The organism is Bdellovibrio sp. KM01 (genome assembly GCF_013752535.1).
GTDB lineage: Bacteria > Bdellovibrionota > Bdellovibrionia > Bdellovibrionales > Bdellovibrionaceae > Bdellovibrio.
The window spans coordinates 703,330-729,388 of record NZ_CP058348.1; the positions used below are offsets into that span (position 1 = coordinate 703,330).

At 46.1% G+C, this 26,059-nt stretch carries 25 protein-coding genes; 17 read left to right on the top strand and 8 right to left on the bottom strand.

The features are described 5' to 3' along the window. Positions 1–44: 44 nt before the first annotated feature. From HW988_RS03500 to HW988_RS03545, 10 genes are read left to right on the top strand one after another with little or no spacing between them, the layout of a single operon-like run. Positions 45–1,460, top strand: coding sequence for a GGDEF domain-containing protein (locus HW988_RS03500; protein WP_255490190.1), 1,416 nt, complete (start codon positions 45–47; stop codon positions 1,458–1,460). 14 nt (positions 1,461–1,474) lie between these two features. Beyond that, entirely contained in the window at positions 1,475–2,650 is a 1,176-nt protein-coding gene (gene alr / locus HW988_RS03505) for an alanine racemase (protein ID WP_181606248.1), read from the top strand. Continuing rightward, on the top strand, positions 2,647–3,483 hold the full coding sequence (locus HW988_RS03510) for an ABC transporter permease (protein WP_181606249.1): 837 nt from the start codon (positions 2,647–2,649) through the stop codon (positions 3,481–3,483). Before alr ends, HW988_RS03510 begins: the two co-directional genes overlap by 4 nt. Further along, positions 3,483–4,250 carry an ABC transporter ATP-binding protein gene (locus HW988_RS03515; protein WP_181606250.1) on the top strand — a complete coding sequence of 256 codons (768 nt, stop codon included), beginning with the start codon at positions 3,483–3,485 and terminating at the stop codon, positions 4,248–4,250. Before HW988_RS03510 ends, HW988_RS03515 begins: the two co-directional genes overlap by 1 nt. Beyond that, on the top strand, positions 4,247–5,614 hold the full coding sequence (locus tag HW988_RS03520) for an MlaD family protein (protein ID WP_181606251.1): 1,368 nt from the start codon (positions 4,247–4,249) through the stop codon (positions 5,612–5,614). The genes HW988_RS03515 and HW988_RS03520 overlap by 4 nt, the downstream gene beginning before the upstream one ends. A gap of 3 nt (positions 5,615–5,617) precedes the next feature. Beyond that, positions 5,618–7,366, top strand: a complete 1,749-nt coding sequence (locus HW988_RS03525) for a lipopolysaccharide assembly protein LapB (RefSeq protein ID WP_181606252.1) — start codon at positions 5,618–5,620, stop codon at positions 7,364–7,366. Then, the gene (locus HW988_RS03530; protein ID WP_181606253.1) at positions 7,366–8,082 is read left to right on the top strand and encodes a hypothetical protein; all 717 of its coding nucleotides are present in this window, start codon (positions 7,366–7,368) and stop codon (positions 8,080–8,082) included. The genes HW988_RS03525 and HW988_RS03530 overlap by 1 nt, the downstream gene beginning before the upstream one ends. After that, positions 8,082–9,044, top strand: coding sequence for a 3'-5' exoribonuclease YhaM family protein (locus HW988_RS03535; RefSeq protein WP_181606254.1), 963 nt, complete (start codon positions 8,082–8,084; stop codon positions 9,042–9,044). The genes HW988_RS03530 and HW988_RS03535 overlap by 1 nt, the downstream gene beginning before the upstream one ends. Further along, positions 9,044–9,559, top strand: coding sequence for a serine O-acetyltransferase (gene cysE, locus HW988_RS03540; RefSeq protein ID WP_181606255.1), 516 nt, complete (start codon positions 9,044–9,046; stop codon positions 9,557–9,559). The genes HW988_RS03535 and cysE overlap by 1 nt, the downstream gene beginning before the upstream one ends. A 44-nt stretch (positions 9,560–9,603) precedes the next feature. After that, a complete protein-coding gene (locus tag HW988_RS03545) occupies positions 9,604–10,047 on the top strand; it encodes a DUF962 domain-containing protein (RefSeq protein WP_181606256.1) in 444 nt (147 codons plus the stop codon). An 854-nt stretch (positions 10,048–10,901) separates the two neighbouring features. Here HW988_RS03545 and HW988_RS03550 read toward each other — a convergent pair. Next, positions 10,902–11,255, bottom strand: coding sequence for a hypothetical protein (locus tag HW988_RS03550; protein WP_181606257.1), 354 nt, complete (start codon positions 11,253–11,255; stop codon positions 10,902–10,904). 248 nt (positions 11,256–11,503) lie between these two features. On the opposite strand from HW988_RS03550, the gene rpsD reads away from it, so the two are divergent. Next, positions 11,504–12,130: a 30S ribosomal protein S4 gene (gene rpsD, locus HW988_RS03555; protein WP_181606258.1), complete on the top strand. Its 627-nt coding sequence runs from the start codon at positions 11,504–11,506 to the stop codon at positions 12,128–12,130. A 14-nt stretch (positions 12,131–12,144) separates the two neighbouring features. Beyond that, positions 12,145–12,372: a hypothetical protein gene (locus tag HW988_RS03560; protein ID WP_181606259.1), complete on the top strand. Its 228-nt coding sequence runs from the start codon at positions 12,145–12,147 to the stop codon at positions 12,370–12,372. A 48-nt stretch (positions 12,373–12,420) separates the two neighbouring features. On the opposite strand, the gene HW988_RS03565 is transcribed toward HW988_RS03560, so the two are convergent. From HW988_RS03565 to HW988_RS03580, 4 genes are all read right to left on the bottom strand, one after another. Beyond that, positions 12,421–13,197, bottom strand: coding sequence for a hypothetical protein (locus HW988_RS03565; protein ID WP_181606260.1), 777 nt, complete (start codon positions 13,195–13,197; stop codon positions 12,421–12,423). A gap of 124 nt (positions 13,198–13,321) precedes the next feature. Continuing rightward, the gene (hrpB, locus tag HW988_RS03570) at positions 13,322–15,868 is read right to left on the bottom strand and encodes an ATP-dependent helicase HrpB (RefSeq protein WP_181606261.1); all 2,547 of its coding nucleotides are present in this window, start codon (positions 15,866–15,868) and stop codon (positions 13,322–13,324) included. Further along, entirely contained in the window at positions 15,865–16,521 is a 657-nt protein-coding gene (locus HW988_RS03575; RefSeq protein WP_181606262.1) for an SAM-dependent methyltransferase, read from the bottom strand. The genes hrpB and HW988_RS03575 overlap by 4 nt, the downstream gene beginning before the upstream one ends. After that, positions 16,521–17,249 carry an HAD family hydrolase gene (locus HW988_RS03580; protein WP_181606263.1) on the bottom strand — a complete coding sequence of 243 codons (729 nt, stop codon included), beginning with the start codon at positions 17,247–17,249 and terminating at the stop codon, positions 16,521–16,523. The genes HW988_RS03575 and HW988_RS03580 overlap by 1 nt, the downstream gene beginning before the upstream one ends. Positions 17,250–17,337: 88 nt before the next feature. Between HW988_RS03580 and HW988_RS03585 the strand changes: the two genes are divergently transcribed. Genes HW988_RS03585 through HW988_RS03600 form a run of 4 tightly spaced genes read left to right on the top strand, consistent with a single transcriptional unit; the run spans position 17,338 to position 20,414 of the window. After that, a complete protein-coding gene (locus HW988_RS03585; RefSeq protein ID WP_181606264.1) occupies positions 17,338–18,231 on the top strand; it encodes a phosphate/phosphite/phosphonate ABC transporter substrate-binding protein in 894 nt (297 codons plus the stop codon). After that, entirely contained in the window at positions 18,232–19,011 is a 780-nt protein-coding gene (gene phnC, locus HW988_RS03590; protein ID WP_181606265.1) for a phosphonate ABC transporter ATP-binding protein, read from the top strand. Continuing rightward, a complete protein-coding gene (gene phnE, locus HW988_RS03595; protein WP_181606266.1) occupies positions 18,989–19,996 on the top strand; it encodes a phosphonate ABC transporter, permease protein PhnE in 1,008 nt (335 codons plus the stop codon). The genes phnC and phnE overlap by 23 nt, the downstream gene beginning before the upstream one ends. A gap of 13 nt (positions 19,997–20,009) precedes the next feature. After that, the gene (locus HW988_RS03600) at positions 20,010–20,414 is read left to right on the top strand and encodes a thioesterase family protein (RefSeq protein ID WP_181606267.1); all 405 of its coding nucleotides are present in this window, start codon (positions 20,010–20,012) and stop codon (positions 20,412–20,414) included. On the opposite strand, the gene HW988_RS03605 is transcribed toward HW988_RS03600, so the two are convergent. Beyond that, positions 20,332–21,303, bottom strand: a complete 972-nt coding sequence (locus tag HW988_RS03605) for a carboxylesterase (RefSeq protein WP_220128791.1) — start codon at positions 21,301–21,303, stop codon at positions 20,332–20,334. The genes HW988_RS03600 and HW988_RS03605 overlap by 83 nt on opposite strands. Before the next feature lie 323 nt (positions 21,304–21,626). Here HW988_RS03605 and HW988_RS03610 point away from each other — a divergent pair, with 323 nt between their 5' ends. Further along, positions 21,627–22,427: a GYF domain-containing protein gene (locus HW988_RS03610; protein WP_181606269.1), complete on the top strand. Its 801-nt coding sequence runs from the start codon at positions 21,627–21,629 to the stop codon at positions 22,425–22,427. Between the two features lie 39 nt (positions 22,428–22,466). On the opposite strand, the gene HW988_RS03615 is transcribed toward HW988_RS03610, so the two are convergent. Then, entirely contained in the window at positions 22,467–24,293 is a 1,827-nt protein-coding gene (locus HW988_RS03615) for an ABC transporter ATP-binding protein (protein WP_255490191.1), read from the bottom strand. After that, the gene (locus HW988_RS03620) at positions 24,286–26,040 is read right to left on the bottom strand and encodes an ABC transporter ATP-binding protein (protein WP_370468145.1); all 1,755 of its coding nucleotides are present in this window, start codon (positions 26,038–26,040) and stop codon (positions 24,286–24,288) included. Before HW988_RS03620 ends, HW988_RS03615 begins: the two co-directional genes overlap by 8 nt. Between the last annotated feature and the right edge of the window lie 19 nt (positions 26,041–26,059).

Genomic DNA, 26,059 nt, shown 5'->3' on the forward strand with positions numbered 1-26,059 from the left:
TTACCGTTTATGTATTCACATCAGATGTGGATCAGGGCGCGGCTATGAAGGTTCATCTTTCACAGGCCGGCTATGATGCGTACTTCATTCATGATCCAGAACAGCTTGAGCAACGTTTAAACGATACGCCTCCGCATCTTTTGGTTTTCTCGACGGCGACGTTGGCGGGAGCACTGAGTGACTTTGTGGTTCACGTACAAAAGATCAACGACGAGATCCGCTTTATCGCTATTTCTTCTTTAAGCCAGTTTGAAATTTTGAAGCAGTATGAAAGCTTCGGCTTCATGGATGTGATTTCAGACGAGGCAGCGGCAATTGAATCCCGCGTATTGTGGGCCGTGGATCGCGCCTGCGAAAAATTGTACCTGTCATTCCAAAATGAACAACTTTTTGAAGACTTGGAATCGACCAAGAAACAAATGGAAGATGTTCATGCGGCAGCCCTAAAAACCATGCAGCACCAAGAAGAGGAAGCCGCACGTCCTGCTTTCCCGATGCGAATTGCTGAGTATCGTTCTGCGCAAAGCAAAGAAGACATGATCCAAAGATTTTTGAACGGGATATCTGGTTCCCGTTGCTTGTTCTTTAAATTTCTTCCGTCGGTTCGCAGTTTCGTCGCTACTCACGCAAATGGCATTGATGCCGCACAAATTCAGGGTGTGGGCTCACAATTGACGACAGATGAAATGAAGGACCTGGGTTCATTGCTGGCGATGGGATTGTTGCCTGCAAAATTCTCGGCGATGCTGGTTGAAGCCTTTCATTTGAATCCTCCGAAAGCGATTCCTCTTTACGGGAATAGCCAGCTTGAAGGGCTTTTCGTTTATTCTGGTGGCATGGACAGCAAGGCTGTGGCCCAGTTGACGGATGAATACACACTTTTTAATCTTTGCTATTCCAACTTTGTTTTGGAAAAGAAAGTCGACGCGCTAGAAGTCCAAGATTTCGTCACAGAGCTTTATAATCGCAATCACTACGTTAAGATCATGGAAGAAGAAGTAGCCCGTGCGCGTCGTTTGAAGCAGCCATTGGCTATTGTAAAGATCTCCATGGATGATTTTTATGAGATTGAATCATCTTTGGGTGAAGCGGTGAGAGATGAGTTGCTTAAATCTCTCGCAACGGTCATAGCCAAATCCAGCCGTACGAACGATACGAATTATAGAACTGCAGCGAATGAGTTGACCATGGTGTTGCCTCACTGTTCTAAAAAAGGTGCAGCATTAAGAGCGGAGCGTGTTCGTCGTGTTGTAGAGGGCAGTTCGTTCCTGGACAAAGGAATGAAAATCTCTATCAGCCTGGGTGTCAGTGAATATCCTTCCTTGTGCGACTCTGCCAAGACATTGGATGAAACTGCAGCGAAAGCTCTGGCGCATATTGCAGATAAGGGCGGAAACAAAATCTGTTTGTATAAAGCCCCTGAAAGTCACAAGCCTGAATTCGAAGTTCCGGCTGAATAGGATTAGTGTTTTTAATGGAAATGTTTCGAAAAACTTTTGCGGAAATTAATTTAGATAACCTGACACACAACATTCGTGTCTTGCAGAAAGCGTTTCCGCAAAGATTTCTTTGTCCCATGGTAAAGGCCAATGCCTATGGCCATGGTGACGTAAAGTTAGCCCTGCATCTGGAAAAGCTCGGAATTCAAAATCTGGGAGTGTGTCTGATCGAAGAGGGTCTTTTGCTTCGTCAGTCCGGAGTGAAAACAAATATTCTCGTGTTCCGCGGGTTCGATAAAAAAGGTGCCAAAGCCCTTCTGGATAACAACATGACTCCGGTTGTGAGTACATGGGATCAGATCGAGGCCTTGGAGCAAGTGGCTGATAAAAAAGTCAGTGTTCATGTGAAATTTGATACGGGCATGAATCGCCTGGGATTCCGCACAGAAGAAGCTGAAAAAGTTTTTGCGCGTCTTAATGGTCATGCGAAAATTGAAGTGAAGGCATTGTGCACGCATCTTTACATTGGCGAAAATGCTGACGAGCGGGATCAAACCAGTGCTCATCAATTGCAGAAGCTTAACAAGGTTTCTGAAATCTTTAAATCCATGAACGTGTTTTGCCATGCTTTGAACAGTTCGGGAATTTTGAATCTGATGCAGCTGATGAAAGACGGAGTGATTGATTCCAAGCATCCGCTGTTGATGCAAAACTGGGGGATTCGCCCAGGTTTGATGATCTATGGGTACAGTTCATTGGGGCGCCCGGATGTGGGGGACTTAAAGCCGGTCATGACTTTAAAGTCGGTGGTGAATAACTTCCGTCAGGTCAAGAAAGGCGAAACTGTTTCTTATGGTGCAAGATGGACGGCGACACGTGATTCGGTGATCGCGGTGATCTCGATTGGTTATGGAGATGGTTACCATCGCCTGCTGACGAATCAGACGTATGTTTTGTTTAACGGACAAAAAGCTCCGATCACGGGCACTGTTTGCATGGACTATTTGATGGTTGATGTAACAGATATCGTGCAGGGTAAAGATCTAAATACTTTGATGGATCAGGAAGTGATTTTGTTTGGCTTTGATCTGCAAGGTCATTTGTTGTCGGCCGATGAAGTTGCTAAAAAGGCCCATACCATTTCTTACGAAATGCTGACCAGCGTGGGCGAGCGTGTGCCTCGCGTTTATGTCGGTAAGGAGATCGGATGAGTTCACAAACTCTGGTGCAAAAAACTGCCTTTGCGATTTCCTGGGTCGGTGCCTCGGTGATCGAATTTTTCCGCGGCTTCATCGAGGCCACGGGCAAGATGATGATCTTTTTCAACGAAAGCGTGCGTTTGATTTTCGCCAAGCCTTCGCGTTTTCCAGAAATCATCAAACACATGGAGTTCATCGGAAATCAGTCCATTTGGATCATCTGTTTGACTGGTGGATTCACGGGGCTGGCGTTGTCGTTTCAAATTTACTTGGGCTTTAAAATGTTTAATGCCGTGAACATGGTGGGCCCGGTTGTGGCTCTGGGGATCACTCGTGAGTTGGGTCCGGTGTTGACGGGATTAATTGTTGCTGCTCGTGCGGGTGGAGCCATGGCGGCGCGCCTGGGTACCATGCGTGTAAATGAACAGATTGATGCGCTTGAAGTGATGGGTGTGAATACCAAGCAGTACCTGATCTCTCCACGAATGGTGGCAGCTTTCATTTGTATGCCTCTTTTGACAGCGGTTTTCGATTTCGTGGCGATGATGGGCAGCTGGTTTTTATGTGTACGCCTGGTGCAACTGGATGAGGCGATCTTCTGGCAAAAAATCCGCGACATGATCGAAGTTAAGCATATCAATGAAGGTCTTTTCAAAGGCGCTGTCTTTGGAATCTTCTTTGCCTTGATTTGTACCTACCGTGGATTCAACACCACCGGCGGGGCCAAAGGTGTTGGTGAAGCCACGAATCAGGGTGTGGTTCAAAGCATGGTTATGATCATTATTCTGGATTATTTCCTGACGAATTTAATTCGCGTGTATTACAGTCTGTCGGGGATTTCTTAATGTTTAAACAACAGTCGGCAGTTCAAATTCGTGATCTGAAAAAAACTTTTGATGGGATTGACTTCATTCTTAAGGGAATTGATTTGGAAATTCCCCGCGGAAGTTTGACGGCGATCATCGGTTTCTCGGGTACGGGAAAATCAGTGATGTTAAAACATTTGCTGGGCTTATATAAACCGACTTCGGGAAGCATCGAAGTTTTGGGGCAGGATCTGAGTCAAATGAATGAAGACGAGCTGACAAAGTTTCGCCAAAAGTTCGGCGTTCTTTTTCAGTCCGCAGCACTGTTTGATGATATGTCAGTTTTGGAAAACGTGTGTTTTCCATTATTTGAGCATCGCCGAGATCTTAAGGAGTCCCAAGTCCTTCGTATAGCCGAAGACAAACTTCACCAGGTCGGCCTGGACCCTAAGCACTTCAAAAAACTTCCAAGTCAGATTTCGGGTGGTATGCAGAAAAGAACGGGTCTGGCACGAGCTCTCGCCCTAGATCCAGAAATCCTGATCTATGATGAGCCGACCACGGGTTTAGATCCCATTCTGACTGAAATGGTAGATAATTTAATTCTGGAGACTCATAAGAGCAGAAATGGGCAACTGACCTCGATCATGGTTTCGCACGATTTGTCCGCCGCGTTTAGGATTGCCGATCATATCGCGATGTTAGATAGTGGCAAGGTTTTGCTATTCGGGACTCCAGAGGACTTCTTCAACACCGATATTGAATTGGTTAAGAAGTTCGTGAATAAAGGGATGAAACACCAATGAATTGGCTTCGCGCTGCAGAGTTTAAAGTAGGTCTATTAGTGATCGTAGTTGGATCATTGATTGCCGTTATGTCCATGCAGGTGAGCGAAGATCCTTCCTACCTCGGCCGTTCCAAAAAAGCCTGGTTCTTAATACCAAATGCTGGTGGCTTGGTTAAAAATTCAGCAATCCGTTCTGCTGGGATTCCTGTCGGCGTGATCAAGGACATTCGCCTGCAAGATGGTCAGGCGCGCGTGGATATCACGGTGAAGTCTGACGTGCCGATGACGACGTCTGCGGCCATCGAGATCAAAGCTCAAGGTATCCTGGGTGATGCTCATATCGAAGTTTATCCTGGTTCTCCGACAGATCCTCCACTGCCTGACAACGCACAAATTCTTACGGTGAAAGCCGGTGGATCTTTGGAAAACCTGATGGCGCAAGTGGGGGAAGTCACGGCTTCTTTGAAAGTTGTCGCAAAAAACCTGGAAGAGGCGACATCGCAAGACGGCACTCGTAATCACGTTTTGGGTCGCATCATCAAGAATGTTGAAACGATCACGAAAGACCTGGCTCAAGTTACTACTGAAAACAAAGACAAAATTGGCGACATCGTGGATGAAGTTCACGACATCACATCAAGTCTTCGTGAAGTGATGAATGACAACAGTGATACAGGTATTAAGAAAACTTGGGCTCGCTTGTCTCAAACGATGAAAAATCTGGATGAGATCACGGGTAAAATCAACCGTGGTGAAGGTACTATCGGTAAACTTATCAGCGACGAAGCGACGGCTGAAAAAGTAGATAGCGCGATTGATGGTTTGAGCGACATGGTCGGATCTGCCAGCAAAATTGAAACTGCGTTCGATTTCAAAACGGATTACCTGGGCGAAGTTGGAAACTGGAAAACGACAGTCGGTGTGAAAATTCAGCCGGGCTTGGATCGTTACTACTACCTGGCGATCATCGACGATCCGGTGGGTGTGGTTGAAACAACTCGTTACCAATACTCTGGTACACCTCCACAAGGTTCGGCCGAGTACTCGGAAAAGAAAACTTACGAAAACAAACTGAAATTCACTTTGCTATTCGCCAAAAATTTCTGGGACGTCACTCTTAAAGGGGGCGTGATCGAAAATGGCGGTGGTTTCGGTGTGGATTACTACTTCTTCCGTCGCAAAATGCGCGCGACAGTTGAGGCCTTCGATTTCACACGCACGAACCTTCGCGGTTCTTTGAGTTATTTCTTCTATCGTGGTCTTTATATCAACGCCGGCTGGAATGATGCTTTCAACAAGAACGATGCAAGCTCCAGCTTCATCGGAGGCGGTCTGTATCTGACCAACGACGATTTAAAGCTCCTCTTAACGAAGGGGCTTTAATATATGGCGGTTGAGGTTTCAAATACAGATAAAGTATGGCTGATTAAATCCTCAACCAGGATCCTGGGGCCATTCTCTGTTGATGAAGTCGCAACGCTGCTGAAATCCCGTCAAGTATCGATCATCGATGAAATTCGTCTGCCTTCAGGTCGTTGGAGTTATATCCGCGAGAATCAACGGTTCATGGATATCGTGCGCAGCATTCGTGAAGAGCAGGATAATGCCCCTGAAAACACGATGACTCAGTCCATTCCGCACAACACGACGTTCACTAAAACTGAACCGACAGTTGATCCGGATGAACAAACACTGACTCCGGTTCCAAATCATTCTCCACAAATGAAAGATGTTTCATTTGCTTCTGAACGAGCCGTGAATAAATCCGCGATACCTGCATCAGGTGTCAGTTATGGAACTTCCAACGATGCTCGAGTTCAGAATAAAATCCGCCAGCAGAGCAACGTTCTTCGCTGGGCCGTGATGGGTGTGGCCGCGATTGCGGTTCTGGCAATCTATGTGACTTTGGGTCATCGCGATTCCACTCACAATGTAAATTACGATGAACTGATTTCCCGTGCGATTCGCTATAAGAGCGTGGGTCTTTACGATAAATCTTTGCAAGCCTATAAAGCCGCAAGCTCTATTAAAGAACCGGATTTAGATACCCAGATTCAAATGGCTCCGGTTCTTATTTCTGAAGACCGTCAAACTTTGCAGGGCCGTCGTATTTTGGAAAAAGCCATCGTCCAGGAAAACCGTCAGCGTTCAGAGCTGGTGGATGCTTATCTGGGAATTGCTGTTTCTTATATGATGGATGGTGATTTGAAAGAGGCCGAAAACACGTTACAAAAAGCCATCGGTCACGAGCCCTTTAATATTTCGGCTCGGTTGAACTTGGCCATCGTGGAAATGAAAAAAGGGAACTACAAAGAAGCCATGCACAAGTTTGAGCATGTACTTTCCAAAGATCCCACGAACGTGATGGCGTTATATGGTCGCTCCATGGCGGCCATGGAAGTCGCAAAAACTTCATCTGATTTAAGCTTCTTAAAACCATTGGTAAGTGATCTGCAAACTGTACTTAAGAAAACAAACTTGCTTCGTCAGGAGTTGAGTCTGTTCTTGATCTACTCTTACAACTTGCTGGGTGACGTGGATGCCATGAACCAGGCGATTGTGAAGTTCTTAAATGAAACTCCGGGGGTTTCTAATTTGTACACTCACTCTTTAAGCGTCGATTGGCGTTTTACTCAGTGGGACTACCTGGAAAAGTATTGCTCTGAAGTTTACAACAAAAGCGTACCTTCGGCAGAACTTAAAGCAGTTCGTGCGTTGTGTTTGATGGAAGTGAATCGCGATACGGATGCCGATAAACTTTTGCGTGAAGCGGTCTCCGAAGGACCTAAAGATCCTTATGTTCTTGCTGCTCAGGCCGCTTATTTGAAAAAAACGGGTCGTGCACCTGAGGCTTTGGCTGTTTTAAAAATGCCTGAAGTGATGAGCTTGCCAGTTCGTGATCGTCTTGTGGGTGATATCTGTATGTCCACTCATGACGTGAACTGTGCTCAAGCGGCCTTCACGAAAATGTACGAAAGAAATAACACCAGTGCGGCGGCTTTATACGGCTTGGCCTGGGTCGTGATTAAACGTAAAGACCGGAACTCTGCTTACAATTACGTGCGGGCCGGGTTGCAATCTGAACCAACGTTCATACCTCTGTTAGAGATGAGGGATCAACTGGAGGCTGATTAATGAATCAGCCTTTTGTGCTTTTCATACTTAGTGCTTTGGTAATCGTCAGTGGTTGCACGAAGACTCCGGGCTATCACCGCGAAGAATATAAAACGATTAAATTTGAAGACGTTCCGCCAGATTTGAAAATTCCCACTAAAGCTTGGGACATGCTTTCTTTTAAAGCTGTCGAAAGTGCGCACGGGGAACATGCGGCAGCAGGTGGTGAAGGTGGCCATGGTGGCGGCGAAGGCGAAGGAAAAAAAGAATCCGGAAGCAAAGAGATCGTATTTGCCGATGTTTCAGTTTTCTTAGTGGATAAAAATCCTGGAATTCTTAAAGACGAAGCTTTGAAGTTTGAATTGCCTCGCGGCGGTGGTGAAATTGATTTGTCTCAGTATTTAAACAACCGCCAAGGCTCTTTTTATGTGGGCTTTGAATTTCCCTCGTTCACCGAAGCTAAGCAAAGCAAGGTTTTATTCGTCAGCCATGCTCGTAAGCGCAAATTAGGTGATTCAGTTTATGGTGCCGGTTGTAATCAAATTTTGGATATTACGACAAAGTTTAATCTGGCGATGCAAGGTGAGGGCCTTAAGGTCAACACCACTCGCGAAAGACATATCAGCGTTCTCGGTGGAACTTTCTTGTTCTCTGCTGAAAAAGGCGACACGATCTATGTGGCACAGGTTTCCTTTGTGGATCCTGAGCATGCAAATCTTTTCTGCGAGGCACCCTGATGGAAAAAAAGACAGTTCAAAGTCTACAAGACAAAGACGCAGTTGATTCTTTATTCCTGGTTAAGGAAAAAAACGTCGGCGTTGGTAAAAACGGTCGTGCTTTTATGGGCCTACAATTGGGCGATGCCACAGGGACTATCGATGCGCGCCTTTGGGATCGTGTTGAAGAGTTATCCCGTTTGTTTGAAACAGGGGATGTTCTTAAAGTTAAGGGGCAGGTTCAATTATTCCAAAATCGTAAACAGCTGGTTATCCATAAGCTTGAGCGCGTTGAAAATTCCGAAGTGAACTTTGAAGACTTTATTCCAAAGTCTTCGAAAAATTCTGAAGACATGATGGCCGAGCTGATTCAGCTTGTACGCAGTATGCGCAACGATCACTTAAGACAATTGGTTTTGGACACCTTAGAAGATCCTGAGATCCGTCCTCGCGTTTTGCGTGCGCCCGCAGCTAAATCCATCCACCATGCCTGGGTGGGCGGCTTGCTGGAGCACATCCTTTCGATTTGTAAGATCATGGACTTTATGGGTTCCCACTATCCGTTCTTGAATCGTGATTTGCTTCTTTTCGGAGCAATCTTTCACGATATCGGAAAAATTTGGGAGCTTTCCTACGATAATGGCGTTTCCTATACCGATCGCGGACGTCTATTAGGACACATGCAAATTGCTTGTGAACTTATAGATAAAAAAGCGGCTCGCATCTTGGGCTTTAGCGAAGAGCTCCGCGATATTTGTAAACATATAATCTTGAGTCATCATGGTAAACTGGAGTACGGTTCTCCCAAGCGTCCAAAATTTATGGAAGCGATGTTGATTGCGATGGTTGATGATCTTGATAGCAAGGTCGCAACATTGAAAACAATCGTGGATGGAGAACGCGGTTCAGGCGAGAAATGGTCTCGTTATAATGAACTGTTTGACCGTTACTTCCTCCTTGATGATTTGAATGAGAAATATTGATGTTTGGTTTGTGGAAGCGTTTTAAGACGCTGTTAAATACGTACAAAGCTTATGATCCTGCAGCGAAATCTCTTTGGGAGATTGCTTTGCTGTATCCAGGTCCCAAAGCGTTGATCATGCATCGTATCGCGCACATCTTTTATCAGGCTCATTTGTATTTTATTGCTCGCTTGGTGGCGGAAGTTTCTCGTTGGTTGACGGGCATTGAAATTCATCCCGGAGCAACCTTGGGTCATCGTTTGGTTATCGATCACGGCTTTGGCGTGGTGATTGGTGAAACCGCGATTGTCGGTGACGATTGCATTATCTTTCACGGAGTGACATTAGGCGGAATCAAATTTGATCCGGTAAAACGCCATCCCACTGTAGGTAACAGAGTGATGATCGGAACCGGTGCGAAAGTTTTAGGCCCGATCACCATCGGTGACGGCGCCTTGATCGGTGCCAACGCCGTCGTCGTAAAAGACGTCCCCGCCGGCGCAACAATGATCGGCCCCATCTCCCAGCAAAAATAGGTGCCAGGTCCTGTTTACGGGCGCACCGCATTCAAGGAGTGCAAATGAGAACGTTAGAATCTTGGTTTGCGGAATACAGTGAAGGTCATCAAAATCCACAAAACAGAATCATCCATAAAATCTGCGTGCCCGTGATCTTCTTTACCGTTGTGGGTTTGCTGCTGCAGATTCCGGTGCAAATGGGTCCGATCCGCCTGGGTGAGTTGTTGATTGCTTGTGCTTTGGGTTGGTATGCCACTCTGGGAGCAAAACCTTTTGTAATTATGCTTGGCCAATTGGCGATCAGTTATGTGCTTTTGTATTTCCTGGGACACTTTCTTCAGCCGTTGTGGTTGTTGTTGGTGATCCTTTTTGTGATTGCTTGGATTGGTCAGTTCTATGGGCATAAGCTCGAGGGAAAAAGACCGTCTTTCTTTAAGGATCTTCAATTCCTATTTATCGGGCCTCTCTGGGTTCTAAAAGACATTTTCTTTAGGACTCAGCAGTAACCCGGCTTAATTTTACGCACGCAGTCACGCCCCTATTGCGTCCCTCTCACATCTATTCGCATTACGGTTTCATGACGGGAAACTAATTTTAAAACTGTCGCTTGACGCTATGCGACTCTGAGATAATGGGGGAGTACCTAAACCACAAGGACCAATTCGGTCTGAGTGATTGAAACTAGCACGAAAGGAGTTCGGCTATGAAACAGGTAGAACTAGAAACGGCTCCTACGACCAATACACAACTTGAAAGTACAAGTACTGCTACTCCGGTCCGTAAGAAAAACCGTCGCCGCCGCCTTGCCGCTTGGTAGGGTAGCATCCGGGGCCCTCCTATCTTGGAGGGCTTCCACTCAACTTTCCTCTTTCCTTTTAAAATTTAGAGTTCGGTGCAGCTGTCGGGCAGATTCTAAATCCCTGTCCTGTACGCTTTTCTTGGGCACGCCATCCATGGCTCACCGTCGCCCGCCTTTGGCGGGTTCGCGCATCCTGCGCCGACGGAGGCCCGGCGAAAAGCGTACATGCCAGTGCTTTAGAATCTACCCGCCAGCTGACGCTATTCTTGTTTCAAAAGGAAAGAGGAAAGTTGATCGCTCGCTCTCAAAATTCAACTCAGGCTCGATCACTGTCGTGATCGTCGCGTAAGTGGTGCGAGGTATTTTGAGAGAAGGGGAAAATGCCCGAATAAGACCTGTATCCCGCGTCACCATTGGGTCTCCACAGAGAAACGACGCTAGTTTTCCGAAGGCGGGCGACGGTGAGCCCGGATGGCGTGTCGACGAAGCTGCAGGCAGGACCGACACTGCAGGCAAGTCAGACAGGGTTCATGGAGCAACTGCCGTCTTTAATCCGAGAGTTTATTTCACGCAGTTTGCGTCGTTGAAGATTCTGTATTCGCCTTTGTTTTCGGCGACTGACCATTTGCCTTCTTTTTTTACTAGGACTCTTTGTGTGCCGTTGATGGGCGACATGGGGATCCAGCCTTCTGTTAGGGAGGTGTCCATTGCGTAGAGTTCTTTTTTGCTGCCATCCTTATGGTCTTCGATCAGCTCTAGGAGGCCTTCTTGTTTGATTGCCGTGTTTTCTTGGATGGTTATGGTTTTTAGGTCGGGTTGGGAGATGTCTTTGCAGTAAAGAAGCGTCTTTGTCTTTGCCTGGGTTATGGCAGGGAGAGTGAGAATTGAAATCAGTGTCAGGTTGATGCGCTTCATGTGGTGTGGAATAGCAAACAGAGTTCGAATTGTTGAGTGAAAATCGTGACATATGGAAATAAGAACAGGGTTTGGGGAGCTAAATTAATTTGAAAATCGTCCTCAAGGGGTTGTCAGCTTGTTTTCATTCTCAAGATGCTATCACCTTGCTTTCAGTCGACTTTCAGTTGTGGGTTTAAAAAAGGAATAGCTGTTCAAGACGCGGGCAAGCCTTTATCACGGTAGTTCGCTTATAAAGGACTTATGATATGAAAAGAAAAGGTAAAACACCTCGTTTTAAAAAACAAAGACGTCTACTAACTGAGCTTCCAGGCTTGGGCAAAGCTGGTGCTTTGGAAAGAAGACCGTATCCTCCAGGTCAACACGGTCAACGCCGTCGTAAATACTCTGAATTTGGTCTTCAACTTGAAGAAAAACAAAAAATCCGCATTCACTACGGAATCCGTGAAGAACAATTCCGTCGTATCATCGGCATGGCTCAAAAATCATCCAACACAAACTGGGTTGAATCTTTGGTAAACCTTCTTGAAAAGCGTTTGGATAACGTTGTATTCCGTCTTGGATTCGCAACTTCTATCCCAGCAGCAAAACAATTGGTTTCTCACGGTAAAGTTTTGTTGAACGGTAAAAAAGTAAACATTCCATCGCAAATCATCAAAGTTGGCGACATTGTTTCTTTGAAACCTGAAGCCTACGAAAACCAAGTTTACTTGGCGGCGAAACAAGCTCCTCGCCTTCCACTTCCTTCTTTCATGACTAAAGAGGAAAAAGGTGGCGCAGAATCTGGTCGCTTGATCGATGAACCAAACATTGAAGCAGTACCTTTCTCATTCGACCCAGGTCTTGTGATCAGTTACTACTCTTTGCGTGGGTAATTAAAGAGGGCGCAATGAAAAACGCTAAATTCCTCGAAGCTGAGGAAATTTCTCTTGATGAAGTTAACGGCGAATTCGTCACGGTCAAATTGGCAGGCGAAAAGTTCGTGATCGACGTGGATACTTTGTACGACATGTCTTTCCGATTTGCTGAAATGCTTGCAAAAATCGAAAGTCGCGAAGAAGAAGCGGCTAACGAGGGCGAGCTGGCTTGTGCCGAGTGCTGCGGTAACCTTCACTAATCCAATTAAAGAGAATCACTAAAAAGGGAGCTTTCGAGCTCCCTTTTTTTATTGCTGAATCTCTGATGTTTTTTGGGAGTCGTCATCAAAGACGCCCAGGAAGTAAAGCAAAGAACCCGTGATCGCCGTCAAGCCAGTACCGATCACGCCATATTTAGTGATCACGTCTTTTCTAATTCTGTTACTGGATTCGCGAACGCGAGTCATGGTGTTCGGAAGATCAAACTTCCCGATATAGTAAACTTCAAAGGGAACTGGATTCCCTGCTCCGTCACGAATGCCTTCTTTAAAGATCGCTTGGATCATTTCGTAAGGGGAGTAGAACTTGGACCGGTTCGCTCCAACATAAATATCCGCGGCTTTTTCCATCGCTTCGCAGGCGGTTTTTCCGCAGCTCAAGCCATGAGTGCCGTCAAATTTTTGCAGGCGGGATTTATCGACGTCTGATTTTTTAATTTTGATGATGATCCCAGTTTCAAGTTCGGCCATGTGATCATAGACCGTTGTTTTCTTACCTAAAATATTTCCGTCCAGGCGAACACTGCCACTGACTAAATAGGCGTGACCAAAGGGAGCGATTCCTAAAAGCAAGTCGTCGGTTTTTCCTAAGACTTCTTTTACGGTGAACTCTCTTTTAGGGTGGTGCACGCGGCGGTATTCCACGTTCAGTCCGGCACTGACCTCGGCGTACTTTATTTCAAATTCGGGAACTTCATTAAAGACATTTTCGCATGTGCTGATGGCATGGGCTTGAGAGCTGAGAATGGAAATCAGGCCCGAAAGGGTCAGGGTCCATGAAATGATGTTCTTTCTCAGTAAGCCCACAATAGCTCCGTTTTGCGGGACTGCTGTCCACGCGTTAGACAGCAAAACCGCCTCAAATCGAAGGGTTTGCCGTCTAAAAACTCAAGAATTTCTATGGTTTTATAAGAGCAATCCGTAAGCCAATTTAGAAGCGGCGGCGGCCCTTGGCTTCCGGAGTTCCATCGGCGGGGTCTTCGGGCCATTGGTGTTTTGGGTACTTTATTCGAAGCTCTTTGCGAACCTCGGAATAGCCGTTCTTCCAGAAGCTTTCCAGGTTCGAGGTCACCTGAACCGGGCGGAAATTAGGTCCCAATAAATGAAAGGTCAAAGGCACTTTGCCCGAAAGAACTTTGGGAGTTTCCATCATGCCGAAAACTTCCTGGATGCGAACTTCCAGATAAGGAGCTTTGTCGGATGGATAGGTTACTTTGATATGACTGCCACTGGGGACAGTGATTCTTGCTGGCAATTCTTTATTGAAAGTTCGAATGAAATCCGTCGGAAAAACGTTTTCAAAAAAGAACACCAGGTCCTTTTCAAAAACGCTCTGCAGTTTCTTTTCACCCATGCTGGCTTGAGAGAAGGCTTGAAGCTTTAAATTTTCTAGTTCTTCATCGCTGAATGAAAAATCGGTGTCCAGAGTACCGTTTTCAATGTGGCGGCGCCAGAATTCCAGGCGTTCCCACCACTCAGAAAGCTTTTCATTATTTTTTAAAACCAAGGACCACTTTTCTGCCAGGACCTGTGGCAACTTGGCTTCCACTTCTTCGGGAGACGCGGGCAGCAGTGACGGCTCTTCGAGCGGCAGACCGAACAAAGATCTATATTCGCGAATAAAAAACTGACCTTTTTCTTCAATAAATGTCAGATCACGAATCTTTTGAATCTCGTCTTTAAAGTGCGAAAGGATGAAATCTTTCGTAAAGCCACAAGCTAGACTGACAATGGTTTCGGCATCACTGCTTCCCTCGACACCACTTAAGGCGACAAAGAAATCAGAGGTCTTAACCAAGGAGTCTTGCTGCAGTTTTACGCCGCGGCCCCCAACCATCAAAGCTCGCTCGGATTGACCACGACGACGGCACAGGCGATCCGGAAACGCGCGAAGTAAAAGAGTGCGCATTTCTAAATCTTGCGATTCGGCCTGGATATTTTTAACCCCGCCCAATTTTTTGGCCAGTGCCAGAATCTGATTTGCAGATTGAGAGACAGTCTGCAAAGCCAGGAAGCCCGTTTCGCGGGGAGCTTTGCCGGATTTTTTAAATTGCTGCAAAAGATCCAATCGTACCGTGAGATCGCATTCCGTTTTATCACCTAAAAAAGAACTGACGGATTCACGACGTAAGAAATCACGCTCTTGCAGAATTGCTGCAAGTTCGGAGCCTAACTCCAAAGAATTTCTGTCGCCAGCCACCAACATCAATTTTGCCAAGCGGACTGGCAACGGGAAGTGCAAGATCTTACGGCCCAGTTCAGTGATTTTATTTGTGCTATCTATGGCGCCAGCCAGCTTCAAATACTGGGTCGCTTTATCAATGGCAACGTTTGCCGGTTTTTCAAACCACGAAAATTTGTGGAAATCACTAACACCTTGGGCGGCAAGGAACAGAAGGCTTTCGGTCAAATCGATACGCTGAATTTCTGCGATCTCGCTTTTTGAAAACGAATGCTCATCCTGCTTATTCCACATTTTATAGGCAAAGCCGGGGAATTGACGGGCGGCACGACCCGCACGTTGAATCGCGCTGGACAGACTGATGCGACCCAATTCCAGTCGGGAAAATCCTGTGCGATAATCCTGCTTCATGTTTTTCGCAAGACCCGAATCGATAACGGTGTTCACACCATCCAGCGTGACAGAGGATTCCGCAATGTTCGTGGAAAGAATAATTCTTTGACGCGTACCTTTTTGTAAGGCCCGTCTTTGATCTTCCAAATTCAAAGACCCGTGCAGGGGAACAATATCGATCCCTTTGCCATTTGCCCAATCTTCCAGGCTATTTTTGGCGCGTTCGATCTCTCCCACGCCAGGCAGGAATACCAAAATGTCTTTCGCAGTTTTTCCTGCAGCTTCACGCACAAGTTGCGCGAGATTTTCAAAGAATGACGGAAAGGTTTGAACGATCTGGGAATTTTTTTGATAAATAACTTCCAGCTCAAACAATTTACCCGGGACGCTGACGATGGGAGCATTCCCCAAGTAGTTTGAGATCTTTTCCGCTTCAAGAGTTGCTGACATCACCAAAAGTTTGATATCTCGCCCAAGCTCCTGAAGTTCGCGGATAAGGCCCAGTGCCAAGTCGACATGTAAAGAGCGTTCATGGAATTCATCCAGGATAACCAGGTCGATGTCAGACAACTCGGAATCATCCAGCATCTGGCGAGCCAACAAAGCCTCGGTCATAAAAATAAGACGGGTTTTCGCAGATGTTTTATTGGCAAAGCGCACTTGGTAGCCGACTTCTTCACCAAGGGTCCAACCATTTTCTTCGGCGATACGATGAGCGGCAGCGATCGCAGCCATTCTTCGGGGTTCCAGAACGATGATTTTATTTTTTACCACATCCAACAGGGCCGGCGGCAAGCGAGTGGTTTTACCCGCGCCGGGTGCTGCTGTCAGAACCAGATTCTGACCTTGCAGCATCTGTTCTTTGATGGTGGGTGTGAAATCATCGACTGGAAGATGAATCATGCAGGATAAAGAAGCAGCATGAACTCTGCTTTTTCAAAAGGAACTTTCTTGGCGATTTGATCAATCGTGCCTTCCAGATTCAGCTCGTCTTCTTGAGAAAGGTTTAAAGACAAAAGCATGCGACGATTTGGAAAGTGATCTTTCATATCGCCCAACATTTTTTTCAGGCGATAAGGTGTATCCATCAAAATGATGGCGCGCTTTTCTTTGGTAAGGTCCCGTAAAGCCTTCGCACGGGCTTCGGTTTCAGCCGGAACAAATCCACGGAATAGAAATTCATCAATACGCTGACCACTTAAGGAAAGCAGTCCCATCAAGGCGGAAGCACCCAAAACAGACTTTACCTGAATATTTTTTTGACGGCACAAGCGAACCAAATCAGCACCTGGATCGCAGAACCCAGGAGTTCCGCAATCAGTTACCAATGCCACCATTTTCTTTTCACACAAAGGAACCAATGCGGCTTTATCTTCCGCAGTGGAATGCTCATCCAGGATTTCATAGGATTTTCCAGAGATTCCATGAACGCGCAATAATTTAGAGGCTTCTTTCGTGCTTTCACAGATCACGACTTCGCAATCTTTCAGAATTTGCAAAGCACGTAACGAAATCTCGCTGGTATCACCGATTGGAGTTGCCACAAGGTACAACATTAAGAGTTCCTTTGATTCAGGACAAAATTCATAATTCGTGGAAGGTCAGGAGGTGGTTCTGCCTTGCCCGAGTGGGTGCTGTCAAAAAAAATACTCTCGACAGCAGGGCACTTCGCCCCCATAAGGTTTAAAATCACAGGTTCATTGTCAAAAAAGTAAACTTTGTCATATCCCTGACGATCCTTGGCCAGAAACCAGTCCGTTTTGTATTCTGCATCGTCCATGGATTTGTCAGGTTTTACGAAAAGCACGGCTTTATCGTTTAACGGCAAATTCCATTGCTGTAATTGGCGTGTCGTACCAGGCTCCATGCGATGCACGTCACGACCCGTTAGATAAGCGACTTCAGCACCCGCCCTCAGCACTTCATGAACGTATTCCAAGGCCCCCTCGTTGGGAGTGTCGTATTTCAAATATTCGTTCGAGAAAAAATGCTTACGCCAGTACAAGGCCACGGCTTCTTGAAATTCAGGATGGTGACCATCTAGACCTGCTCGTTGCAAAGCATTGGTAAAGCCCCAATCCGTGTGGGCTGTTTTGATTTTTGAAAAGCAGGGGACTTGTTCGGGAAAGCGTTTGATATTCTCCGGGTCCAAAGCAAAATCCATAAGGATTTTTTCGATACGGGGACTGACATTAAAGAGTGTCGAATCCAAGTCGAAAACCACGAGGCATTTTTTTCCCTCGGAAACCAAGGTGTGAATATTGACAAGGATTTGATCGATCATGGGGCCATCGTAGCGTTTAGGGTCCAGTTAAGGCAAAGACTTTGTTAACAGGGGCTCCGTCCTTTTATAGAATGTTCGTGGGGGTTTCATGAAGCTTCTTTTGAACTGCGCTTTGCTTTTGTGCGTCTTCAGTATTTCCAGCTGCAATTTTAAGAAAGCCGCATTGGGTACTGCAGAGAATCCAATTAAATTTCATCTGGTGCCCTCCGTGGATGCCAAAGTTCTTGCGGATAACTCCAAGCTATTGAAAGAGTATCTGGAAAAGTCGACACCGTATAAGTTTCAGATCACAATTCCCCAATCCTTTGTGGCGGTCGTGGAATCATTTGGTACGAACAGAGCTGATGTCGCAGCAATCAATACCTATGGTTATTATATGGCGAATAAGTCTTACGGTGTGCAAGCGCGCTTAACGGTGATTCGCTATGGATTGGGAACTTATCAGTCACAGTTTCTGGCCCGCAGTTCTAGCGGCATCAAATCATTGAAAGACTTTAACGGCAAAAAGATGGCTTTTGTGGATCCAGCGTCCATGTCGGGATACTTACTTCCTTTAAAAACCATGAAGGATAAAAAAATTGAGCCCAAGGAAACTGTCTTTGCTATGAATCACGATGCCGTGGTGTCGATGATTTATCAGGGGCAGGTGGACGGGGGGGCGACCTACTACAGTCCACCGCAGAATGGTCAGATCGAAGATGCCCGTCGTCTGGTGAAGCTGCAATATCCTGATGTCGAGCAAAAGGTAAAAATCATCGAGCTATCGGAACCTATTCCCAATGATCCCATTGTCTTTCGTAAAGACATGCCTGAGGAAATGAAAGAAAAAATCTGCGAGGTCCTTTTGGAGTGGGTGGCGACTCCTGAAGGAAAAAAATCTTTGGATCTGATGTTGGGGGCGACTAACTTGAAAAGATCAACGGATGCCGATTATGAAAGCGTTCGCGAAATGTTAAAACAAATGCTTCCGGCAGGAAAATAAATGAGCACGCCATTTTTGTCCGTGAAAAACCTAAACAAGACTTTTCCCAACGGTGTGCAAGCTTTGCGCGATGTGAGCTTTGATGTGCAAAAGGGCGAGTTCTTGGTTGTGATCGGGCTCAGTGGTTCTGGAAAGTCCACCCTGATGCGTTGTCTGAACCGCCTGCAAACTCCCAGCAGTGGAGAAATTATTTTTGAAGGCTTGGATATCGGTAGACTTCAGCGTCCCGATCAAGTGCGCTCCCTTCGTCGTAAGATGGGAATGATTTTTCAGCACTTCAATCTGATTCCCCGCCAAAGCGTGATCAAAAATGTTTTGATGGGCACCTTGGGAATTAAAAAAACTTTGCCAAGTCTTTGCGGCATGTTTTCGGTTCAGGAAAAGAACGAAGCTTTAAGGAATTTGAAACTCGTAGGAATCTCTGAAAAGGCCCATTTGCGAGCCGATCAACTATCGGGAGGTCAAAAGCAACGGGTGGCGATTGCACGAGCGCTGATGCAAAATCCCACACTGTTGTTGGCAGATGAGCCAGTGGCTTCGTTGGATCCCGCCACTTGTCATGTGGTGATGGACTATCTGAAAAAGATCAATCAAGAACTCGGCATCACTGTTGTCGCGAATCTGCATTTCCTGTCTTTGGTGCGAAAGTATGCGACCCGAGTCGTGGCTCTGAAAGAGGGACAGATTGTTTTCACGGGAAAGCCTGAAGAGATCACTCAGGAATGGTTTCAAAAAATTTACGGAGAAGGGACTCAGGATGTTGCGCCGGATATTTTTTGACGCCTTGAGTGTCGCATTCTTATTAAGTTGTTCGGCTGTTGCATTGTTTGTGACCAGCGAAGAGCAGCTGTTGGATTTAACCAGGGACGTATTATTTGTCGCTGTCTTTATGTTAATTGGGGTCGTCGTCGCATGGGGCTTGCGACATCTGAAAGTGCGCACCTTGGGGGGAGCTCTATTTGATCTGCATCCTGCAACTGAGCCCGTTCCGTGGTATCGCGCTTTCTGGGGCTGGCAGTTTGTCACCTTGTTGGTGGTTTCTTTTGTCGTGGCCTTACTTAAGACTGATTTTTCCTTTATTGAACTGCTCGATCAAAATGGTTTTGCGGGAGCCGTTCGTCTGTTTAAAGGCCTTTTTGATCCGAATTGGGAAGTCCTGCCTCGAGCAGTTTTAAATATTATCGAGACGATCTTCATGGCCTTTCTTGCGACCAGTATTGCTATTCCATTTGCATTCGCCTTAAGTTTTTTCTGTGCCAAAAATATTATGCGTGGCCCGGTGGCCTATCCCGTTTATCTGGCGTTGCGAACGTGTTTGAACGTGACTCGTTCTATTGAGGCATTGATCTGGGCTATTATTTTCTCGGTGTGGGTGGGGATTGGGCCTTTTGCGGGGATGCTCGCACTCATGATTCATTCTGTGGCCTCCTTAGCAAAACAGTATTCTGAAATGGTAGAGGCAGTTGAGGATGGTCCGATTGAAGCCATCGAATCAACGGGAGCCAACAAGTTGCAAACCATCTGGTATGCGATTGTCCCTCAAGTGGTTCTGCCATATATTTCATTTACGGTCTATCGCTGGGACATCAACGTAAGAATGGCAACGGTGATTGGCTTGGTTGGCGGGGGTGGTATTGGGACCATGCTGATTCAATATCAGGGGCAGGCCATGTGGCGTGAAGTGGGATGTATCATCGTTGTGATCGCCGTTGTTGTGTGGGCTTTGGATCTTGCCTCAGCGCATATCCGCGAAGCCTTGAAATAGAAAGAGGAGCACCATGAGTGAATTTGGAAATTATAAAATTTTGATTCGTGAAACCCATATCGATTCTTATGGTCACGTGAATAACGCTACTTATTTATCGTTGTACGAAGAAGCACGTTGGGAAGCCATCACCCCCCGAGGCTTTGGCTTTAGCGACATTCATCGCCTGCAGCAAGGGCCAGTAATTTTGGAAGTGAGTATTAAATTTCTAAAAGAAATCAAGCTTCGGGAAAGTATCACTATTGTTTCGAGCATCATGGACTACGAGGGTAAAATCGGTCACATGAAACAACAAATGATCAAACACGATGGCACTGTTGCCAGTGAAGCTGTGTTTACCTTTGGATTATTTGATCTGAAAGCTCGTAAAATGATTCTTCCCACTCCGGAGTGGAAGAAAGCCTGTGGTCTTGAATAAGATTCTTTCCTTCCAGATGATCGATCATGGCATTTTTCATTTCGTACCATCTTCTTTGTCCAACAGAGGCTGCATCAATCAATAAATGATGAAAGATCGATTGCCAACTAAAGGGACGTTTGTGAACAACAAACGTCTTCCACTTATCTAAGCGATAATTTGCAATAAAAGACCTGATTCCAGAAGGGCTGACTAATTCATCTAATGGATCGATAAATAAAAGTGTTGGTACGTTGATCGCTTGGCGGTTGGGATGTCGATTCGCGAAGTTTGCCAGTTCAAATGTCGCGCGGTAGGCCGAGACCGGTGTCCCCGTGGAGTTTGCAAAATAGTTTTCTCGATTGAATAGATTGGGAATGATGGTAAACGGATTCATAGTGCTTAAAATTCGCATAATAAATGCGGTTCTGCGAATCGCTACGGCGGGAGCAAACAGAACCATCTTGTCGAAGTGAACTTGCTTGTACTTACTCGATAGAGTGACCCCGATAACCCCACCTAAAGAATATCCGACATAGTATATGGGCATCCCATATCTGTCGGCTCGTTCATTGGCTTGGCAATACGCGCGAAGTGCATCACGCTCCCACATCTCTGCGGTGACATGCTTAAAAATATTCAAATTATTGTTGTGTCCCGAGAGCGACAGTCGCAGCACGTCGATCCTGTTTTCGCGCAATACATTTTCAATCGACATCATTCGCGCAGGATTGTTATTCAGTCCGTGTACCACCAAGGCAACGCCTCTGGCCGGCTGATATGGAGACATCCGCCATAGGGTTCGCGAGTCGCTTCCTTTCATCAATGTGGGACAGGAGCCAGCGAATGAATCGAAAGAAAATAGAAGTATAAGTAAAGAAGAGAGGCCGAGAAAAAACGCGTTTCTCATTTCAACATCCCCCACGAATGCCCGAACAGGTCGGTTGTAACTTTATTTCTTTTATCCTAGGGAATCGTTTTTGAGAGTAAACGAACGAGTGTATGTATTTACCGCGGTCGAGGGGGCTAAGACACAGGACTGGCCTTAAGGGCCGGTCTGGGTGTTTCATTCGGAGAACATGAATCTCTGTTTAGACTTAATTGCATCTCAGTGGAAATCGCTTAAAAGTTTGACGAAAAATCGTGGAACATTTTAGCTTAAAATGTCTAATATCCGACAGTTAAGTCGACTGGATTTTGCTCCGATAGTTATTCCCAAGGAGCACTGAACAAATGGGAAAACAATATTATCTTTCAAATAATGGGACTCATATTGGACCTTACACTTTTGAAGCTGTCCTACAAAAAGTTGAATCCCATGAACACCAATGGACAGATTATGTCTATGATGAAGCAATCGGTGACTGGGTTATGTTGATGGAACATCCTGAGTTTTCAGCGAAGGTCACATCAAAACCTGCAGCTCGTCCAGAGGCTGCTCCCGGAAAAAAAGAAGAAGTTGCAGAAACAATGAAAGACAAAGAGTGGTTCATCCTTAAAGAAGGAAATAACTACGGCCCTTTCTCGCCTGTGGAAGTTGTGCAAATGCTTCAGGAAAAAACTCTTTTTGAATACGATTATATTTGGCATGCACGCATGGCAAATTGGAGTCGTGTAGCTGAAGTTGAAGAATTCGCACCAGACAAAATCCGCGCGATGAAGCAATCTTCTGATACCGGTTTGGCAGAGATCTTCTTCCGCCGTCGTCATGCACGCGCCGCTTATGGTGCAAGCCTGATTGTTCATAATAACAAAACAGTTTTCCGTGGTCAGGCGCTTGAGATCAGTGCTGGTGGTGCGGGTGTCTTGATTGACAATCCGAATTTGCAACCGGGTCAATCCTTGTTCCTTCACTTTCAACCAGGTGATGGCGTGCCGCCATTTAATGCTGTTTGCCAGATCGTTAGCAAGCAGTTCATCAAAGAGATGGCACCAAGAGGAACAGACGCTGTGAGATACGGTGTGAAGTTCACGACAGTGAGCCAATCGGTTCGTGAAAGCATTAAAAACTTCACGACACCAAAAGCGGCTTAGATTTTACCGTAAAAATAGTTTTAAAGAGTGGCAGAAGGTCTAAGACTTTTCTGCCACTTCCATTTTAGGGGCCTCGGAATCTTCGATCAAAGGTGACTTGGCTCCCGCCGAAGCAAATTGATAGTACATACCTTGAGCCGCCATCAATTCCTGATGAGAGCCCACTTCCATGACTTCGCCTTGGTTCAAGACAACGATTCGATCACATTGTTCAATCGTCGACAGACGGTGAGCAATGATAATGCTGGTACGACCTTTGGTTATCTCGCGAGTCGCTTCCTGGATGATGTGTTCGCTTTCAGAATCGATATTCGCTGTCGCCTCATCCAAAATCAAAATGTCGGGATTGAAAGCCAAGATGCGCGCAAAAGCGATGAGCTGGCGTTCGCCGACAGAAAGATTGGCGCCACGTTCATCCACCGGGCTGTTTAAATCGCGTCCTGTGCGAGTCAATAGACCCATATAGCCGGTTTTCTCGCAGGCTTTTTGGATTTGCTCGTCTGACACCTTTGGATCGCCCAGGCCGATATTACCGCGAATCGTTCCCCGGAAAATAAAGTTATCCTGTTGCACGACGCCCACATGATGGCGAATTTCTTCGCGCGCGATTCTTTCAATTGGCAAGCTATCGATAAAAATCGATTTTTCGGGGGCATCATAGAAACGCTGAAGCAGGGAAATAAACGTGGATTTGCCACTCCCGGTGCGACCCACCAAAGCAATGGATTCGCCAGGTTGGAAGTGCAGGTTCACGTTCTTAAGTACCAACGGCAGGTTTTCTTCATAGCGGAAATTCAAATTGCGAATTTCAATGTCACCACGAACCAGGTCTGTTTTCTGCAAAGAATCCAATTCGTATTCTTTGTGCTCATCCATCAGCGTGAAGATACGTTCTGCGCTGGTTAGTGAGTTTTGGAATTGTTGATACTTCTCCAGGATTTCGCGCAAAGGTGGGATGAAGTCTTGAATGTTCATCAAGAACGCCACCAAGGAACCAATCGCGATGGAATTTTCCGCACTCATCAAGCCGCCGAAATAAAGGGCCGATGTGATCGTTACTGCATTGAACAGATTCATAATCGGCTGCATCATCGCATAGGCATAGATCGAACGCATATTCGTATCGCGATAATCTGTGGAAAGATTCGAGAAGCGATCACGGTTGCGACGGATGCGGTTGTATAATTGTACAACTTTGATCCCATTTAAGTTCTCTGCCAAGAAAGCGTTAATCACCGACAGTTTCTTTTTCTGTTCGTGCAAGATAGCGCGGATTTTATTGCTTAAGTAAAACGAAGCCCCAATAAAGACCGGAGCCAAGAACAAGGAAATTAAAGTCAGCTTCCAGGAAATCAGTGCCAACGCCACAACGACTGAACAAATCACTACGAACTGAGTAAAGACCGTGATCACGCCTTCCGTGAAAAGCTCACCTAAGGAGGCGACATCATTCGTAAGACGAGTGACGATGCGTCCCGTGGGAGTTTTATTAAAGAATTGCAGAGGCAATCTTTGTACGTGGTTCATTAAGTCTTCGCGCAAATGAAACAGCATGCGATTACCAAACAATTGGAAAAGCATATTGTTAGAAAAGGAAAAACACGTGCGCAGGATTTCAAGTCCCAAATAGGCAAAAGCCACCTGAGTGAAAAGCTCATAGTTCTTGCCCTTCACACCATGATCGATCGCATATCCGATCAAAGCTGGCACCAGACGGGCCACCAAAGCTCCGCCAAAGACTGCAAAGATCGCAGCGAATAACAAAACCTTTTCACGACGGGCATAGGGCCACAGTCTTTTAAACAGAACCGGATAAGTGACTTTGGTTTTAACCAAGTCTTCATTCATGAAGTTATCATTATTCATGATTCACCTCCTGACCTTGAATGCTGACGGTTTTTTGGAATGTCGGGCTGACCTTTAGAACTTCTTGGTAAGTTCCCAGAGCTTCCACTTCGCCATCTCGAAGGATCAACAGACGGTCGACGGTTTTAAGCGAAGACAGGCGGTGAGCTACGATGATTCGGCTCATTGAACCTTTGTCTTTGCCCAGTTCATTTTCGATCGCTTTTTCGGTGCGGGTATCCACGGCACTTAACGAGTCATCCAAAATCAAAACCGGGGTTTTCATAATCAAGCCTCGGGCGATGGTCAGACGCTGTTTTTGGCCACCGGATAAATTTACACCACGCTCGCCCAACTGGGATTCAAACTGATGGGGGAGTGACTGAATCTCGCGAGTTAAATCCACGGTTTCGGTCATGCGCAGGATATCCTGGTCTGATGCGCGCTCGGATAAACCGAAGCTTACGTTTTCAGAAATGCTTTCGCTGAACAGGAAGGCCTCCTGAGGAACCAACAAAAAGGTTTTGCGCAAAGACTCCTGTGTGATGTCTTCAATCGCGTGACCGTTCACGAAAATTTCACCCTCAGTTAATGGGTAAAGACGCGTCAGCAGGTGCAACAAAGTTGTTTTACCTGCCCCTACCGGACCCATGATGCCCAGGCTTTCGCCGGCTTTAAGGGTGAAGGATACATTTTTCAAAGCATATACAGTGCTGCTTTGATGTTTGTAGGAAACATTTCTGAATTCCAATTTCTCAAAACGTGTGATTTCAATTTTTCCGTTATCAGGGATGTCAGTATCCGTTTTCAAAACATCTTTGATACGGTCAAAAGAGGCATAGCCTTTTTGCATCATCGAAAAGCCCATACCCAGTGCCGTCATCGGCCAGACCATTTTTTGAATATAGCGATGAAAGGCAAAGAACGTCCCGATTGTGACTGTCCCGGCATACAGGTCGTCTTTCGCGACAAAGAGCAGGATGACGCTTCCCGAGGTCACACCGAACTCCATCACCGGAACGAACAGGGAGTCCACTTTGGCCACTTTGTTGCAGGCTTTTTCAAAAGCAGCACTGACGCCGTTAAATAATTGAGTGCGGTTGTGTTCCTGGGAAAAACTTTTGATCACACGGATGCCGCCGACAGTTTCCTGGGCAACACCAGTAAGTTCGGAGAAGCGATCTTGTTGAATTTTGTAATTCGTGTGAATCAGTTTCATCACTTTCCAGATCATCAAGGGAACCAGTGGTAGGAAGATCAAAACCTTCCAAGTCCAAGACCAGTTCATCATCACCATGATTGGGAATACGATCGCGATGATAATCACACCGTCTGCCAGAATCAAAAGGCCCGGTCCGATCGCCTGACGGAAAGACTGCACGTCATTCGTCAAAAGACTCATCAATTCGCCCACCTGATTTTTATGGAAAAAATTGGGACCTAATGAAGTCAGGTGATTGAAAATACGACGGCGAATATCTTCTGCCGCATAAGTGTGGAACTTACCAAAGAACGCACGCCATCCCAATCGAGTGGCTGCCAGGCTTGCCATGACCAAAGCAAAGATCATACATGTCTTGGTGATTTCACTCATCGGTGCGCGGGCTTCAATGCTGTCGATGATTTGTTTCATCACTAAGGGATAAATCCCGTCCAGTGCATTCGTGAAAAGCAAAAACAGCATCCCTAAGCTAAAAGCGCGGGGATTGTTTTTTATGTAAAATAAAAGAGGGCGTTTAAAAAGAAGAGCGTTTTCTGAGGGCTGCATCGTGGACAACTCTAATGAA

What these genes read in the sequence shown, in the direction of transcription:
- HW988_RS03500 (WP_255490190.1), top strand. Translation starts at nt 45, where the DNA reads ATGAAGGTTCATCTTTCACAGGCCGGCTATGATGCGTACTTCATTCAT.
- alr (WP_181606248.1), top strand. Translation starts at nt 1,475, where the DNA reads ATGGAAATGTTTCGAAAAACTTTTGCGGAAATTAATTTAGATAACCTG.
- HW988_RS03510 (WP_181606249.1), top strand. Translation starts at nt 2,647, where the DNA reads ATGAGTTCACAAACTCTGGTGCAAAAAACTGCCTTTGCGATTTCCTGG.
- HW988_RS03515 (WP_181606250.1), top strand. Translation starts at nt 3,483, where the DNA reads ATGTTTAAACAACAGTCGGCAGTTCAAATTCGTGATCTGAAAAAAACT.
- HW988_RS03520 (WP_181606251.1), top strand. Translation starts at nt 4,247, where the DNA reads ATGAATTGGCTTCGCGCTGCAGAGTTTAAAGTAGGTCTATTAGTGATC.
- HW988_RS03525 (WP_181606252.1), top strand. Translation starts at nt 5,618, where the DNA reads ATGGCGGTTGAGGTTTCAAATACAGATAAAGTATGGCTGATTAAATCC.
- HW988_RS03530 (WP_181606253.1), top strand. Translation starts at nt 7,366, where the DNA reads ATGAATCAGCCTTTTGTGCTTTTCATACTTAGTGCTTTGGTAATCGTC.
- HW988_RS03535 (WP_181606254.1), top strand. Translation starts at nt 8,082, where the DNA reads ATGGAAAAAAAGACAGTTCAAAGTCTACAAGACAAAGACGCAGTTGAT.
- cysE (WP_181606255.1), top strand. Translation starts at nt 9,044, where the DNA reads ATGTTTGGTTTGTGGAAGCGTTTTAAGACGCTGTTAAATACGTACAAA.
- HW988_RS03545 (WP_181606256.1), top strand. Translation starts at nt 9,604, where the DNA reads ATGAGAACGTTAGAATCTTGGTTTGCGGAATACAGTGAAGGTCATCAA.
- HW988_RS03550 (WP_181606257.1), bottom strand. Translation starts at nt 11,255, where the DNA reads ATGAAGCGCATCAACCTGACACTGATTTCAATTCTCACTCTCCCTGCC.
- rpsD (WP_181606258.1), top strand. Translation starts at nt 11,504, where the DNA reads ATGAAAAGAAAAGGTAAAACACCTCGTTTTAAAAAACAAAGACGTCTA.
- HW988_RS03560 (WP_181606259.1), top strand. Translation starts at nt 12,145, where the DNA reads ATGAAAAACGCTAAATTCCTCGAAGCTGAGGAAATTTCTCTTGATGAA.
- hrpB (WP_181606261.1), bottom strand. Translation starts at nt 15,868, where the DNA reads ATGATTCATCTTCCAGTCGATGATTTCACACCCACCATCAAAGAACAG.
- HW988_RS03575 (WP_181606262.1), bottom strand. Translation starts at nt 16,521, where the DNA reads ATGTTGTACCTTGTGGCAACTCCAATCGGTGATACCAGCGAGATTTCG.
- HW988_RS03580 (WP_181606263.1), bottom strand. Translation starts at nt 17,249, where the DNA reads ATGATCGATCAAATCCTTGTCAATATTCACACCTTGGTTTCCGAGGGA.
- HW988_RS03585 (WP_181606264.1), top strand. Translation starts at nt 17,338, where the DNA reads ATGAAGCTTCTTTTGAACTGCGCTTTGCTTTTGTGCGTCTTCAGTATT.
- phnC (WP_181606265.1), top strand. Translation starts at nt 18,232, where the DNA reads ATGAGCACGCCATTTTTGTCCGTGAAAAACCTAAACAAGACTTTTCCC.
- phnE (WP_181606266.1), top strand. Translation starts at nt 18,989, where the DNA reads ATGTTGCGCCGGATATTTTTTGACGCCTTGAGTGTCGCATTCTTATTA.
- HW988_RS03600 (WP_181606267.1), top strand. Translation starts at nt 20,010, where the DNA reads ATGAGTGAATTTGGAAATTATAAAATTTTGATTCGTGAAACCCATATC.
- HW988_RS03605 (WP_220128791.1), bottom strand. Translation starts at nt 21,303, where the DNA reads ATGAGAAACGCGTTTTTTCTCGGCCTCTCTTCTTTACTTATACTTCTA.
- HW988_RS03610 (WP_181606269.1), top strand. Translation starts at nt 21,627, where the DNA reads ATGGGAAAACAATATTATCTTTCAAATAATGGGACTCATATTGGACCT.
- HW988_RS03615 (WP_255490191.1), bottom strand. Translation starts at nt 24,293, where the DNA reads ATGAATAATGATAACTTCATGAATGAAGACTTGGTTAAAACCAAAGTC.
- HW988_RS03620 (WP_370468145.1), bottom strand. Translation starts at nt 26,040, where the DNA reads ATGCAGCCCTCAGAAAACGCTCTTCTTTTTAAACGCCCTCTTTTATTT.